A 16587-nucleotide genomic window follows, 5' to 3' on the forward strand; every position below is an offset into this window, starting at 1 on the left:
CAAGATATTCATCCCTAGCATTAGAAGAATTTATAGGCTACCAGCGGTATGAAGCAGCGTTATATTACAAATACAAAGCATATTACGGTTATATATTTTATATCGGAAAGAAAATTTAGCGCATGAAATCAACAATCAGGGGCGAATAGATCCACCCCTGAACAGGTGTGGCTAACGAATGGGTGGCGCGTATTGAATACCGCCTGTTGTCCATAATGAATTTAAACCACGCGCGATTTTTAATGGTGAGCCTTGACCAACATTGCGTTCAAAGATTTCTCCATAGTTACCGACTTGTTTAACCATTTTATAAACCCAATCATTTGGCACACCTAATAATTCACCCATATTGCCTTCCATCCCTAACAAACGCGCAAGGGCGGGATTAGCATTTTTCTTTAGCACATCAATATTAGTGCTACTGATGCCTGCTTCTTCTGCATTAATTAACCCAAACAATGTCCATTTCACCACATTAAACCATTCACTATCCCCTTGACGCACTGAAGGGCCTAAAGGTTCTTTAGAAATAACTTCAGGTAAAACAACTGCAGCACTAGGGTCCTTGAGTTTTATACGCAAGGCATATAATTGCGATTGGTCACTTGTCAACACATCACAACGTCCTGTTTCAAAACCTTGTGCGGTTTGGTCAGAATTATCAAAAGTAATCGGCGTGTATTTCATGCCTTTCTCACGAAAATAATCCGCTAGATTTAATTCCGTTGTTGTCCCTGCTTGAATGCAAACCGTTGCGCCGTCTAACTCTAAGGCACTTTTCACCTCTAATTTTTTACTCACTAAAAACCCTTGACCATCATAATAAATCGTTCCCACAAAATTTAAGCCTAAAGAGGTGTCGCGGGTTAAAATCCAAGTCGTATTACGGGACAAAATATCAACTTCACCCGATTGCAATGCAGTAAACCGTTCTTTAGCATTCAACGGGGTAAATTTTACTTTGCTCGCGTCACCAAACACCGTCGCCGCGACAGCCCGACAAAAATCGACATCTAAACCTGTCCAATTCCCTTTATCATCAGGGCTAGAAAACCCCGGTAGTCCTGTATTAACACCACATTGCACAAAACCTTTCTTTTTAACCGCGTCAAACGTTGTGCCTGCATGAGCAATACTGCCTGATATTAGCAAAGCAAACGCCGCCCCAACTGCTAATAATTGTCGTACTTTCATGAAAATTCCTTGTGATTAACTGAACGGTACAGGTGAAAAAACAGTTCTGTTACGGCTGTTACTAAAACGCAACACTTTTATACTGCGTATTCTTTACGCATATTTCAACCATTTATTTTATGAATACAACTAAATATCTATATTTATCCAGTTTACACACACATTTTTATCTTATTTAAATCAAAATATTAGAATTTATTTTGACATACTCAATGGAATATCATAATTTACCCCCTCATAATAATTATGCGACTAAGTGATTAGTACAGATTTAAGAAAATGGTTACCAACTAAAACGTATAATAATATTTTCCTTTTAATTTCTATGACTCACGGCATCCTCTAATGACCATTTTATACCCTGAAAGAACCAGTCGCATCATGATTGTTGACCGTTCAGAAGTGGCGCGGTCAATTATTTCTCATATTTTACAAAAAGAAATGCCCGATGCGTATATTGTTACTTCTGGCAGTGCTGAAGAAGCCCTAGAATATTTGCATCGTGAGAAATTTGATTTAATCACGACAGCTTTGCTCTTACCCGGATTAGACGGTTTAGATTTATGTCATGAAGTCCGCAAAAGTGATAAGCAACACTTAACCCCTGTCATTGTGGTCTCTAGTGATGCGGATACACGTTTATTGCGCGAAGGATTTTCAGCAGGGGTAACAGACTACTTTAATAAATCATTAGGTTATAAAAGATTAGTAGAATTTATTAAAGATGTTTGTCAACGTCATGCGGGGTTAGTTGGGCGCGTGTTGTACATAGAAGACAGCCCCAGTACTGCGCAAAGTACCATTACCCTCATGGAAAAACATGGCTTATACATTACCCATGTCACCAGTGGTGAAGATGCCTTACGCCTGTTAAAAAAGGCACAAAATTCACCCGATTCACCCGATGTTGAACAATACGATATCGTCTTTACCGACTTCTTTTTAGAAGGGCAAATGACGGGGGGGGATTTACTCTACGCAATACGTACACAACTGCACTATTCCCGCCAAGAAATGCCTTTATTAGTTATTACGATTGAAGATAATCAAAAATGTCAGGCGGAAATCTTTCATGCAGGCGCAAATGATTTTATTACCAAACCTGTGATTGAAGAGGTTTTAATTGCCCGTTTAAAATCCCTGCTGTTGGTTAAACATCAATACAATGTGCTTAAACGGTATTCTAAAGACATGTATCAATTGGCAACGACCGATAGTTTAACGGGGGTACGCAATAAACGTTTTTTGATGGATGAGGGGCCTGCGTTTATTCATCAACATAAGCAAATATGTTTAATGATGATAGATATAGACCATTTTGAAATCATTAACGACGTACAAGGTCATATTATTGGCGACCATATTTTGCACGTTATTGGACGGTTTTTACTAAGTTATTTCGCTGATGACGTGATGCTTGTGCGCTTTGCGGGTAAAAAATTTACCGCACTTATTCCAAATGCGGGGCTGGATAAAGGAAAAGTTATTGCGGAAAATTTGCGCTTAAAAATGCTGGAATTAAAGCCAGAAAGTATTGATATTACCGTTAGCGTGGGTTTAACGTCTTCTGAAGGCGTTGCAGAAACCACGTTAGCAACCTTAATTTCTGATGCCGACAGCGCGTTACATACCGCCCAAATTCAGGGCTATAATCGCACTTGCTTGTGTGTCACCCATAAAAATATTACGGCAGCATAACGCTTATTCATACCCAGTGAATTGTCTGAATCAGAATTTATCAATAATAACGCCCTCCTGAGAAAAGGTGCTGATTTAGACAATGCGTCTTCAAAGCGACGGCTTTGAAACGCGCAACCGTTTTTGACATATTTTAAAATAGTCATTGTCTAGTTCAAATCCCACAAAGCGACGTTTTAACTGCACACTCGCAACGCCTGTGCTACCACTGCCCATAAAAGGGTCTAAGATAAGTTGCCCGTCAAAACTGACTAAATTAACTAGATGGTGCATCAATTCTATGGGTTTTACGGTTGGGTGTTTATTAAACGTGTCCACGGATTGACGGACTTTTGGCACGACAAAAAACTTATCATAACCATCGCCCCATTCTTCAACCCGTAAAATATTAGCCGTTACGCGCCCTTGTGGATGAGGATTGTGTCCTACTTTGCCTTCCCCTTGCGCATAAGGAATTCGGGTTTGCTCCAAATTTAATACGCCCGTCCCATACTTAACGACATTTTTTGCAACCGTTAAGCCTATTTCTAAGGGTTTTTGTACCAAAATAATGGGTTCATAGGCAGGTTTTATACCCAAGCCCGCCCCTTTATATTTCATCCCTAAGGTAGAGCAAGGCGTGCGTTTTAGTTTTTTCTTGGTTGCATAATAATTCTCCGCGCCCCCTTTTTTATAGCCTTGTACATAGTCATACTCCCCCACGACATGGCTTTCTACCCCCAATTCTTTATCAATATCTAACGCAACATCCCGACTTTTGGGCATACCATTCAAATAACCCCAAAAAATCACATCTTTGATAATAAAGCCATTATCTTCTAAATCCACCATTAAACGGTGCATCAGCCGAACGGAAGAAAACACCAAACCAAATGCCCCCTGTTTTAACACCCTTAAAGTATCTGCCCAAATTTGTTTATCAGGTAAATCCTTGTCCCAATAATGATTTTGGTATGAAATACCATACGGTGGGTCGGTAATAAGCGCGTCTATGGTGTTGTCGTCTAACACAGATAAGCCATAACACGATTGATTAAATATTTTATAGGGTTTGGAATGGGTCAACGTAAACATCATGCAGTTGCTTTCTAGGGTAATCAGTTAAAAATGCACATTTTTGTTAAACTCAAAGCTCATGGATTAGAGCGTTTGCAACGGTGGCACATAACGCGGATATCACGGCTTGACGTGATGTTATCCCTTATTGTCTGAACAATAAAACGCAGACCTAGTCAATTTTTAAAACGGACTAGGTCTTTATGCTTAATTTACCTCTTAGTTTTCTACCTTGAAAACCATGGGTTTACCGACGACTAATGCGTCACTATTCGCCACGCGATAACCTGAATAAATTGCAACGTAACCAACAAAGCCTGTTAACGCGCCTTGCCAAATAATATCTTTGTAGTAAGTCGCAAAGTTTGCTTTTGGTGTTCCTTCTAGGTTGCTCAATCGTCCATCCCATCCTTTCCATCCTGTTGGTGTGAGTAAGTAATCGGTTGTCACGATACCATCAGGATGAATGAGGAAGGCGGCAATAAAGTAATCACCTGCTTGTCCTCTATGCGTGCGGTCTATCACGGTTTGCAGGGTAACGCTTATCACATCCGTATTTTTAATCGGTGAGGCGATAGCGGTTGTTGTTTCTACACCCGCCCATAGTTGTCCAATCGTTTGTGCATCAATCATATTTTGCACATAAAGCGTTATATTGGCTTCTAAGGTTTCGTCGGTTTTTAAAGACTCACTGCGTACTTTAAGCGTGAATTCTCGTACCGTACTTTCATAATCTAGGGCTTCGCTATCGGCAACATAGAGTACATCATTCACCAGCATAAATACGCCATTTGCATCATTTAGCAAGGTATAACGATACTGTTCTCCTTCATGCTGATGGGTGAGCAGACGACCAACAGGTACGCCATTAACACTGTTTTCTAACACATTATTATGGGTAATCACCACCGCATCAGCAGGTAACTGTAAATCTTCTACGGATAAAATGAAGCTTTGTTCGTAGGACGCTCCTGCTACATCCGTACTGCGTATCGTAATTTGATGGGTTTGTTGTTGGCTATAATTAATTAATGCCCCATTTTTCACAACCAATTGATTTCCCTCAATTGCAAAGCGTCCATCTACTGTATCTAACAAGCTGTAATGAAAATGGTCTTCTTTATCAAGGTCATGACTACTTAATACACCAATCACTTGATTTGGAACGCTAAACTCTTCTACTTGTGTATTACTCAGTTGAATTGCAGTAGGGGCGCGATTGGTATTTACTTGTAGTTGAATAATCCGCGTTTTAACTGCTTGATTGTTCAGACGATAACCAAATTCAACATCGTAGTAACCTGTTAAAAAAGCCAGATTTCCTGCAAATAATTGCCACTGAGTATCTGCTTGTAAAGGCGTATTTTGCGCAAGATTAATGCTTACACTGTGTTGCAAGGTATTCGTGATGTCATGCCAACTATAGACGACTAAAATATCAGCTAATTGCCCAATAAGGGCTGGTGGAACAAGTAAACGTCCTGTGAGAACAAGATTTTCAGGGGCATCAACAATCAGATTGTTACCACGTGCGCCGCTCCCCGTAACGATTTCGCCTTGCATTGTCGGTGTATCATCAACAATAACTTTAGCGGTTACACTGATAACAAAGGTTTTCGTAACAGATAAACCCCCACTGTCTGTGCTGATTACGCGGATGGTAAGACTGGGCGTATTGCTCGCGCTTAAAACGGTAGTGGTATATAGCGTATTGCCTATCAGGGTAAATAAACCATTCGCATTGTCTAATAAGCGATAGCTATGCGTATCGTCACTATCCGCATCAAGCGTGCTGAGATTACCAACGGCTGTGCTTGCGGGTTGCGATTCCATAACGCTATTTGAGGATAAGAAAATATCGCTAGGGGCTTGATTCGTCTGCGTAGGCGCAAGCCCTGTGCAAGTTAAGGGGTAACTAACCGTTGTTTGGGTTGGGTCATTTGTATTAAGACTTAACGTTGCTGTTTTTTCGCCAATACTTTCAGGCGTGCAACTCATCATCAACGATTGTGCAGATGCACCATCTGCAATATTTAACGGTAAATTTAGGGTCTCTATGGAAAAAACATTGCTATCCACACCGGTTATTGTGGCAGTGCTGACTGTTAAGGTTGCTGTCCCTATTTCGCTAATAGTTAAATGACTACTGGTTGTTTTTCCAAGCAGGACGCTTCCAACATTAATAACATTCCCCACTAACGGCAACGAGCTATAGCCTGCAACAGGGGTTGTTGAACCAGTGCAATGTAATGTGTAGCTGGGTGTTGGTTGGGTTAGGTCATTGGTTAAGAATGTTAAAACGGCTTCACGCAGACCATCAGCAGACGGCTGACAGTGTAACGTTACGTTTTGTGTAGGGCTGCCATCAATCAGCGTTAGCGGAAAAGTTGGATTGACTAGGCTAAAATCGCTGGCATTTACACCCGTCAACGTATAGCTATTTAAAACTAAATCCGCATTACCTGCTTCAGCAATGCTGAATGTTTGCACAGCCGTTGTACCAATTAATTGTGTACCAAATTGAATAACGCTATTTGGGAGCGGTGTACTGCTATAAACAGGCGTACTCACAACAGGTGCATTTCCCACACATTGCAAGGTATAAACAGGGCTAGGCAGAGAAGTATCATTGCTGATTAAGGTCAACGTTGCGTTTTTTATTCCCGCCGTGCTAGGCGTACATTTTATCGTGACAGTTTGCGGAGCAGCACCGTCAGCAATAGTAAACGGAAAAACGGGAGAAACAAGACTAAAATCACTTGCATTCGCACCCGTAAGCCCTGAAAAATCAACAGATAACATAGCATCACCAACTTCACTAATCACAATATCCGTTGTCAGCGTGCCACCAATATCAACCGTGCCGAAATCAATCAAACTGTTCACAATCGGCATAGAAGCATAACGTGCATTTGTAACAGCAACCGAGAGGGTAGTTGCGGACGCTTCTGTACTATACCCACTAAGTAAGCTATTAATATTATTGGCATGTATTGGCGTTGCTGTTACTAAGGCGAAGTAATAACTGGTTGCAGGCGTTAACCCTGTAACGATAAAACTATTTGTGGTTTTATCTGCGGTTGTCGCAATTTGTATATAACTGCCACCGCCTGCGATGGGCAATGTCGAGTAGTAAATTTTATAACCACCGCCATCTGCTATGTAGGGGATTGCTGTCCATGTCAGCTTGATTTCTGTGCTTGATAACGCGGTTGCGGTTAGATTTTGCGGCGGAACTGTTTGCGTATTTCCCCAGCCTGTTTGTTTACTTTCCACTAACGCTTGTTCACCCGCTTGGGTTGCCACAATCGCGTTATAACCAATATCCAATGCTGTTAAGGCAGTTAATCCCGCAATGCTTGGAAATATACCAGCAAAAGCATTCCCTTGTGCATAAAAAGTAACCAAACTGTTAGGTAGCGTCGGGACGGTGCCTGAAAACTTATTATCATTGATAATCAAAGTAGTAAGGCTTGGCAAGGGTAGTGTCAACGCGGTGAGTTGATTGACACCCAGATTAAGCGTGAGCAAGCCACTGGGTAAAGCAGGGACTGTACCAATTAGCTGATTATCACTCACATTTAAACTTATCAAGCCTGTAGGTAAACTTGGAATTGTCCCCGATAAGCTATTATGCGATAGCAACAAATCTTGTAATGTATTCGGTAAGGTTGTTGGGATACTGCCAGTTAACGTATTGCTACCCAAATCTAATTTGGTTAAGGCTGTTAAACTACTAAGCGTTGGAATTGTCCCTGTTAAATTCTGTGCATTACGAATAATACTAATAACTTTGCCAGCACTACACGTTACCCCCGTCCATGTTGTGCAAGGGGTTAGTGTTGCTCCCCAGTTATTTGTCGCGCTATCTATCCAACCTGCACCGTTATTATTGGCATAAATATCTAAAAGCACTAAACATTCTGTTTCAGAAATCTGGGATTGTGCTTGGCAGAATGTGCCATTAAATTCAAACGAACCAATGTCACACCGAGCAGCAAGTGCGGGCGTTGATACTTGTGGGCGCGTTGTGCCAACTTGGTCTGTATTAATCGTTGCGCTGTTGGTAAAAAGCGGATTAGTTCCTGTACTGATAAACGTACAACTGCTAGGATTTCCTGCATTAATCGCGAGGCTACCTGCTAATAAAGGCAGACGTAACGGTGAACCTGAAAGTGTACCCAGCGTAGCCGCATTGCCGGTTATATCATTGGCTATCCACCCACTACTACCTGTAATCGTTTGAATTAAATTGTTATCACTGCTATTGAATACGCCAAATACATCAGGGCTTGTACCGCTACTACTGTTATCTGCGATGAGGGTATTACGTAAATTCACATTTCCCCCACTGTTATAAATTCCCCCACCATTAACAGTCGTTGTGTTTGTGCTGATGGTGTTATTACTGGCGTTCAATGTCGCACTGGCAGGTACATAAATCGCCCCGCCTTTTTCTGCACTATTTTGTGCAAAGGTACTGTTAGCGATGTTACTTAATCCATCCGCATAAATCGCCCCACCATAAAAAACACCTGTCGCATTATTATTATTAAAAACACTGTCTAACACGTTTAACGTGCAAGTAGAACAAGTCCAAACTGCTCCCCCTAAGCCTGATATGCTGGTGTTATTACTGAGCGTTACGCCTTTTAAATTTGTAAGATTTGCATTATTAATTGCCCCGCCATCACCAGCAACAGAACCTTGAATTAATTTAAGATTTTCTAAAGTTAATTCCCCGTTTGTTGTGACCTGAAAAAGTCGGGTTATATTGCCACCGCTAATTATGCCAGCCCCTTGAATTTTTAAGACCTTATCAATCACTATCTCGCTGCTTAAGACAGGATTATTACCATTTAAAAAGATGGTGTAATTAGGACAAATCGTGCTGACTGCATTGCGTAATGAACCTGCGCCACTGTCAGCAGCACTGGTTAGATTAATATCGCTAAAGCTACATTCGGAAATTGCCTGAGAAAATTCCGACGTATTATTATTGCTACGGGTTGCTGTCGCGGTAATAAATGGCTTACTCCCTTGTGATGTATAAGGAAAGCTAAAACTTGCATTACCACTGGCATCTGTCGTGGCGGTCGTTGAACCTAAAAAAACTTCACCTTCACCATAGCCTGTTCCATCGGCGGTGCTACTGGCAAAAAATTCCAAGGTAAAACTTTCGCTTGCATAACTAGTTAATGTTCCACTGATATTAGACCCATCTGCGAGGGTTAAAACAGGATAGTTTTGGAGTTGATTTCCACCGACAACAGGTATTTCAGGGCTATCGTTTGGACTTACGCCATCACTCGATAAATCAATCCCTAATCCGCCATTCGCATAAATTTGATTTTCCGATAGTAAGTTATTATTCGCACTGGTTTGCAGAACAATCCCAAAATCGGCATTATTAAAAATATCATTATAAACAATATTATTGTCACTATCGGCAATATTAATTCCATCACTATTATTGTTTTGGATAATGTTATCTGTGACCGTGACAAACCCTTGAGCATTTAACTGAATCGCTGCACCATTCGCAATAGTGCTAGTACCAATTTGATTATATTGAATTATACCCGTATTGGTCGTCACTTCTGACAGAATCGCCAATCCACCATTACCCGCAATGACATTGCCTGCGGAAGGATAATTACCACCAATTAAAAAGTTTTTAACACTAGATAAAACAATGCCATTTCCGCCATTTGCAACAGCATTGGTAACACTTCTATCTGTGCCAATATAATTACCTTGAATATTAAAAAATTTTCGGCTAATTAAATAAATACCATCGTTTGTATTGCCAGAAATAATATTGCTTGAGGCAGGATATGCGCCCCCGATGTCGATATAATTAGCATCCAGAGAAATACCCTTACCATTTGGTGCAGCCGCCGTGCCTGCTTGATTAATCCCGATAAAATTACCTTGTATATCAAGATAGTCAGCAAGGCTACTAATGCCTGCCGTATTAAAATTATTAATCACCAAGCCTTGAACCAGACTTCCCGTTGCACTGGGTGAAAAACTCAGTCCATCACTCGGGCCAACAATCCCCGACCCCTCTAATACCACGCATAAATTCGCGTTATTCCCTGTGGTAAGCGTATTTTCCGTTGCACTTGGTTGCGCGTAGCCATCAATGATAAGAGGGTCTGAAATCGCGGGTAACGAAGCCGTTAGCGCAATGGTATGAGGACAATTCGTGGTTGGAGAAATATTAAAAGAAATTAAATCTTTACCAGCAGTTGCATTCGTATCCAAAATGGCTTGGCGTAAAGACCCCACACCACTATCCGCCGCAGTCGTTACAATGGACTCAAAATTAATAAAAATATTGCCGATGTTATAAGACACAGAAAAATTATTAGGAGGGACTGAATTATCAATCAAATCAAGCCCTGATTTAATATCTCGATAAGTACCATTGACACTGCCATCACCCACAATAAACGGTTTATCTTTAAGCGTAATTTGTACAACCCCAGAACTTGCCCCACCCGTTGCATCAATACTCAATACAGGATTTGTAGTAGAACCTGAAATAGCTAAGCTTTTTACAATAACTTGAATTTCACCCCCAATGCCTGTACCCATAGCACTTTGTGCTTCAATACTAGACAGCGACACCGCGCCACTGAGCGCATTTATCGTGACATTCCCCGCTTGCTGGGTATTTGTGGATGAAAGAGAAGAGGTTGTAATATACCCCGCTAATACATTTCCACCGACATTGATAACAACGTTACCTCCCTCATTCGCAGACCCAGTCGAGGTTGTTCGCGAAGTCGCATCAATATTGCCCGCGCTTATGTTATGACTAAAAGCCTCTAAGGTAATATCGCCCGCTTTATTTACGCTTATAGTTGAACCCACGACAAAAGAACGACTAACAACATCAGGTAAACTTAAATTTCCTGCCGTCGTAACAATGCGAACATTTCCCCCCATACCCACTGTTGAACAAGACGTATTGCAAACCGATGCGCTATTTATTTGTCCGCTTAGTATGTCAACCGTAACATCATTATTCGCTTCTAGCGTAATGTTCCCCCCATTTCCAGCAACACCACTGCTAAAAGAGCTATCCGCAAATAGATTAGCCAACGTAACACTGCCATTACTTGCAAGAATACTAATATCACCTGCGTTTGCTAAAACCGTCGAACTATCGGTAGAACTATCTAAATTGCCTAATGAAATATTGCCATTTTCACTAGTGAGCTTAATCGCGCCGCCTTTCGTGGTAATGTGACTATCCCCAAGAATCCCCATACCCGCCGTAAACGTAACAGCAACACTGCTACTCGTGCTAATGGGATTATTGAGACGAATTTCATTACCCGCTTCAACCTGCAAAACAGTATTGGGATTAGTAAAATTAACTGCCTGATTAAAAATAATATTATTTGATGCTTGTAAAATAATTGTGCCAGATAAACTACCCAGTGTTGTCGCGCTGATAGTCATCGTAGTTGGCGTATCCGCGAATAGGATTTTATTATCTGCCAGTGTTCCCGCTGGCGAATCAACAGAACCAATCGTTAAATCAGTGGGGTCTAATAAAAGTGTTCCTTGCTGACCTGTCGCAGATAACGCACTAACATCAATATTTCCTTGAAAGGTCAATTTATCCTGACTAGAGACTTCAACAAACCCGCCTTGTTTATCACCAATTGCCTGAATACTGCCCGCAAACTGCGTGATATTATCCGACCAAATAATGACCTTTCCCCCTTGTTCTGCACCATTATTCCGAATTCTAGCGGCGGGATGAACATGGGTTTGCTGTGCCGTGTTTAATTTGCCCAAACCCTTAAAATCACCGCCAATCAAAATACTTCCACCCTGCATAAATCCCGACGCATCCAACAAGGCAAATTCAGAAACATCAATATATTGCGATAAAACTTGAATTGTTCCGCCCAATGCGACAGAAGTCGTTGCATTAATTTCGCTATTAATTTCTAAAATTTGTTCCGATTGCAAATAAATAGCAGGACTACGTAAAGGTGCATTAATCACTAATTTTTGTTTTGCTAATAAATGGATGGCTTGCGTAGAGCTTAATGCAGCATTGACAATGATAATATCTGCCTTAATTTCTATAGGTTTATCATTATCTTGTATTGGTGTGTCAATCAGGAAGGGGCTGGGGAAACGATGCTCATTATATTGAGCATAAACAACGGTGGAAAAAAGTAGAAATACTAAAACACTCAAGCGTAATAAATGGTGCAATAACATAATTCTGTGTCCGAGCAGGAAGAAACAAAAAATAGTGGCGATGTTGCAAGTTTAACGCACTGCAAGAAAGAAACAAAAATAGCATGTGGTCAACAACCTGATTATTAAAACAGAATGCAATCGTCATTCTTGCTTCATAAAATTGTCATTGCCCCGTAAAAACCTTGTTATACAATCAGCCACGAACATCCGCCGACTGCAAACAGCTATTACAACGCTACTATTAACTGTCTCAATGGTAGCGTTTTTTCAAGCAATCATCACCTTACGATAATTACCTACGCGGCACTAACAATTTTACCCTACCAATACAATAAATTACGTCCACAAAGCGCGAATACCAAAAAATGCCGTGTCCTTTATCCGTCGCACAACGCTTTTTAACACCGGCGCGTGAGGATTTGTACAAAACGTCATGCTTAACAAAACGCGCCGTTCATTTTCAGCCAATTTTGTTGCTTTGTGTAATACCGTCGCCCCCTCAAAAATCACCAAAGTATTAGGCGGCGTTGGAATCATTATCGCCTGCTCCTGCTGTTTAATCCATAATTGCGCGGAAGATAACTCCTTTTTTATATAATTTTCATTTACCAAAGACAGTAAAACCGTAAAATGTTTACCCGTATAAAAATTATGGTCATAGTGCCAATTAATATGGTCGCCAACCTGCTCATAAACCAATAAAGAGCAAGAACTCTGGTCATTTAAAGGCGTAGGAACGACAAAATCACCCACTAATGCCGAACAAATATGTTGCAACAGCGGGGAATGATAAAAAGCAACTAATTCAGGGGCTAACTGGTGTAAGGCTTCATACGAGACCGTGCCACCTTTTTTATGCGTCGGTAAATAAGAACGCTCGGTATAAAGTGAACGAATAGCTACATCACGCAATTGATTAAACAACGAATCGGGTAAAAAACAAGGAATTTGCGCAACACGTTGTTCAAAAGAAGGTAAGGCTTCAGTAGGATAAGAAAAAGTTGGCTGATATTGCTTAATAATATCTTTTTGCAGAATGCTGATTTTCTGATAGCGAGATTGTTGATTGAAAAACAAAAATCCGTAAAAACCCGCTACAGTCACCATGATAAAACCGAGTAAATATAACATTGCACAGATTCCAGAGAAAGAAGATGTTTTTTATCAACTAATTACTTCTTTTAATTTGACGTGCAACTATTCTAGCGAGTGAAAATGACGATTTTGTTAAATCTGTTGTAATTATCAGAATATAAATAAGAAAAACACGGATGATACTGCTTTAAGCGATGATAGCTATCTTAAAGCAGCATGAAAGATAGACAAGCACTGCGGTTACAATTCAATCTGACTGCGTTGTAACTGTTTAATCTGGTCACGAATTGCTGCAGCCTGTTCGAAGGCCAGATTTTCCGCCTGTTTATACATTTCCTTTTGTAACTGCTTAATCTGCTTGGTAATCTGTGCGGGTGTTAGGCGTAAATAAGCACTGGTTTCTTCAGCAATAGAATATCCCCGTGCGTTATTATCTGCCGTTGGTATTGCGGCATGTACACCATCGATAATATCTCGAATCGCCTTATCTACCTGACGGGGTGTTATGCCATTTTCCTGATTATGTTCAAGCTGCTTCGCACGTCGTCTGTCCATTTCTGCCATTGCGCGCTGCATAGAACCTGTGATTTTATCCGCGTATAAAATGGCTTTCCCATTCAAATGCCGTGCGGCACGTCCAACAGTTTGAATTAATGACTTATCTGAACGTAAAAATCCCTCTTTATCCGCGTCAAAAATAGCGACTAAAGACACTTCGGGCATATCCAAGCCTTCGCGCAATAAATTGATACCCACTAAAACATCAAACACTCCTAAACGCAAATCACGAATAATTTCAACCCGCTCTACGGTTTCTATATCCGAATGTAAATACCGTACTTTCACGCCATTATCGGCTAAATAATCCGTTAAATCCTCCGCCATCCGCTTGGTTAACGTCGTAATCAACACCCGTTCTTGCACAACAACCCGCTGTTTAATCTCGGATAAAATATCATCCACCTGAATCGCAACAGGACGCACCTCAACCAATGGGTCAATCAACCCCGTTGGACGCACCACTTGCTCAACCACTTGTTGCGCATGTTCTAGCTCATATTGGCTAGGCGTAGCGGACACATAAATAGTCTGTGGTGCAAGTTTCTCAAATTCCTCAAATCTTAAAGGGCGATTATCTAACGCTGAAGGCAAGCGAAAACCATATTCAACTAAAGTTTCTTTTCGTGCGCGGTCGCCCCGATACATACCACCAATTTGTGGCACAGTCACATGACTTTCATCAATGATTAACAAACCATTTTCTGGCAAATAATCAAACAAAGTGGGTGGCGGTTCGCCGATATCACGCTGCGACAAATAGCGCGAATAATTTTCTATACCCGAACAATAACCTAGCTCAATAATCATTTCTAAATCATAAATTGTTCGCTGTTCTAAACGTTGCGCCTCTACTAATTTTCCCTTATCCCGTAAAAATATTAAGCGTTCTTTTAACTCCGCTTTTATCTTATCAATCGCCTCAAGCAACACGTGGCGCGGTGTCACATAATGCGTTTTAGGATAAATCGTCAACCGTGAGACTAGCCGCGAAACTTTACCCGTCAATGGGTCAAAATAACTTAAACGTTCTACTTCATCATCAAACAACTCTACACGGATAGCATCGCGCTCCGATTCCGCAGGATAAATATCAATAATATCCCCACGCACACGATACATTCCCCGCTCTAACACCATGTCATTACGCGTATATTGCAATTCCGTCAAACGTCGCAAAATAAACCGCTGTTCAGCTTTTTCTCCCTGAATCAAATGTAAAACCATCTGCATATACCATTCTGGGTCACCTAACCCATAAATAGCCGATACAGACGCAACGATAATCGCATCAGGTCGCTCTAACATCGCCTTAGTTGCGGATAAACGCATTTGCTCAATGTGTTCATTAATAGACGCATCTTTCTCAATATAAGTATCAGAAGACGGCACATAAGCCTCAGGCTGATAATAATCATAATAAGACACAAAATACTCAACCGCGTTATGCGGAAAAAAATCGCGCATTTCGCTATACAACTGAGCAGCAAGCGTTTTATTAGGAGCAAGAATCAAAGTAGGACGCTGTAAAGATTGAATAACATTAGCAACCGTAAACGTCTTACCCGACCCCGTCACACCGAGTAACACCTGATGTCGATGCGCCTGTTGCAATCCTGCAATTAACTGGCGAATTGCCGTTGGCTGGTCACCGCTAGGGGTATAAGTTGTTTGTAATTTAAAGGGATTAGACATAGTTTTCTAACAAGCAAGATAAATCATCAATTGGATACTGTAAATATAAACATAGAACGCCCGAGTTACCAGTCTTGTTTAAATAACATTCCCCAAAAAAAGAAATCACACTTCTTTAATCCATCCCAATTGATAAATAATTTCTATGCATCAATTAAATACCAACCGATGGTTGAATAAATACCTAACAGGAAACAAACATGGATTTACAACTAAAAGACAAAATCGCCCTAGTAACAGGTAGCACGGCGGGCATTGGTCGCGCCATTGCGGCGACAATTGCGGCTGAGGGTGCAACGGTTATCCTCAATGGACGTACCCAAGCGGCAGTAGAAAAAGCAATTGCCGAAATTGCCCCCACTGTGTCAGGCAAATTATTGGGTTTTGCGGGCGACCTTTCTAGCGCGGAAGTTGCACAACAACTGCTACAACAATATCCAAAAGTTGACATACTAGTCAATAATTTAGGTATTTTTGAAGCCGTACCATTTGAAGAGATTAGCGATGCCGATTGGCAACGTTTTTTTGACGTGAATGTATTAAGTGGTGTCCGCTTAAGTCGTTTATATCTCTCTGGGATGAAACAACAAAATTGGGGCAGAATTGTCTTTATTTCTAGCGAAAGCGCGCTTCAAATTCCCGCAGAAATGGTGCATTACGGCATGAGCAAAACCGCACAAATAGCCGTCGCACGCGGTTTAGCAGAATCATTGGCAGGCACTCAAATTACCGTTAATAGTATTTTACCCGGTCCGACAAAATCACGCGGGGTTGACGATTTTATAGGCAAGTTAGCAGAACAAGAAAACATGTCTTTTTCTGAGTTTGAACAGGTATTTTTCCAAAAAATGCGCCCTACCTCATTAATCAAACGATTTGCAACACCTGAAGAAGTTGCATCCTTAGTCGCTTATGTTGTTAGCCCATTGGCTTCTGCCACCACGGGCGCGGCGTTGCGAGTAGAGGGTGGAATAGTGAAAAGCGCATTTTAATAGTTGTAATACAAAGGGTTATTTTTTAAAAAATGATTTAAATTAGCGGTGCGTTACGTAATGC

General features: G+C 41.0%; 7 protein-coding genes. 2 read left to right on the top strand and 5 right to left on the bottom strand.

The annotated features are described in order from the left end of the window. Positions 1-171: 171 nt before the first annotated feature. Positions 172-1194, bottom strand: coding sequence for an amino acid ABC transporter substrate-binding protein (locus AL038_RS12505; protein ID WP_062153301.1), 1023 nt, complete (start codon positions 1192-1194; stop codon positions 172-174). 345 nt (positions 1195-1539) lie between these two features. Between AL038_RS12505 and AL038_RS12510 the strand changes: the two genes are divergently transcribed. Then, positions 1540-2892, top strand: coding sequence for a GGDEF domain-containing response regulator (locus tag AL038_RS12510; protein WP_062153303.1), 1353 nt, complete (start codon positions 1540-1542; stop codon positions 2890-2892). 90 nt (positions 2893-2982) lie between these two features. Here AL038_RS12510 and AL038_RS12515 read toward each other — a convergent pair whose 3' ends face one another. The 4 genes from AL038_RS12515 to uvrB all read right to left on the bottom strand — a co-directional run bounded on the left by AL038_RS12515 (position 2983) and on the right by uvrB (position 15531). Continuing rightward, positions 2983-3969, bottom strand: a complete 987-nt coding sequence (locus tag AL038_RS12515; RefSeq protein ID WP_236839385.1) for a DNA-methyltransferase — start codon at positions 3967-3969, stop codon at positions 2983-2985. 198 nt (positions 3970-4167) lie between these two features. Next, positions 4168-12201, bottom strand: coding sequence for a choice-of-anchor D domain-containing protein (locus tag AL038_RS12520; RefSeq protein ID WP_062153305.1), 8034 nt, complete (start codon positions 12199-12201; stop codon positions 4168-4170). A 318-nt stretch (positions 12202-12519) separates the two neighbouring features. Beyond that, entirely contained in the window at positions 12520-13314 is a 795-nt protein-coding gene (locus AL038_RS12525) for a hypothetical protein (protein WP_062153307.1), read from the bottom strand. A gap of 204 nt (positions 13315-13518) precedes the next feature. Beyond that, on the bottom strand, positions 13519-15531 hold the full coding sequence (gene uvrB, locus AL038_RS12530) for an excinuclease ABC subunit UvrB (RefSeq protein WP_062153309.1): 2013 nt from the start codon (positions 15529-15531) through the stop codon (positions 13519-13521). A gap of 200 nt (positions 15532-15731) precedes the next feature. Between uvrB and AL038_RS12535 the strand changes: the two genes are divergently transcribed. Next, positions 15732-16523 carry an SDR family NAD(P)-dependent oxidoreductase gene (locus AL038_RS12535; protein WP_062153311.1) on the top strand — a complete coding sequence of 264 codons (792 nt, stop codon included), beginning with the start codon at positions 15732-15734 and terminating at the stop codon, positions 16521-16523. Positions 16524-16587: the final 64 nt, after the last annotated feature.

Source organism: Beggiatoa leptomitoformis (assembly GCF_001305575.3).
In the GTDB taxonomy this organism is placed as follows: Bacteria; Pseudomonadota; Gammaproteobacteria; order Beggiatoales; family Beggiatoaceae; genus Beggiatoa; species Beggiatoa leptomitoformis.

Bases quoted from the DNA above. Each gene is read 5' to 3' on its own strand.
- AL038_RS12505 (WP_062153301.1), bottom strand. From the start codon at position 1,194: ATGAAAGTACGACAATTATTAGCAGTTGGGGCGGCGTTTGCTTTGCTA.
- AL038_RS12525 (WP_062153307.1), bottom strand. From the start codon at position 13,314: ATGTTATATTTACTCGGTTTTATCATGGTGACTGTAGCGGGTTTTTAC.
- AL038_RS12520 (WP_062153305.1), bottom strand. From the start codon at position 12,201: ATGTTATTGCACCATTTATTACGCTTGAGTGTTTTAGTATTTCTACTT.
- AL038_RS12515 (WP_236839385.1), bottom strand. From the start codon at position 3,969: ATGATGTTTACGTTGACCCATTCCAAACCCTATAAAATATTTAATCAA.
- AL038_RS12510 (WP_062153303.1), top strand. From the start codon at position 1,540: ATGACCATTTTATACCCTGAAAGAACCAGTCGCATCATGATTGTTGAC.
- AL038_RS12535 (WP_062153311.1), top strand. From the start codon at position 15,732: ATGGATTTACAACTAAAAGACAAAATCGCCCTAGTAACAGGTAGCACG.
- uvrB (WP_062153309.1), bottom strand. From the start codon at position 15,531: ATGTCTAATCCCTTTAAATTACAAACAACTTATACCCCTAGCGGTGAC.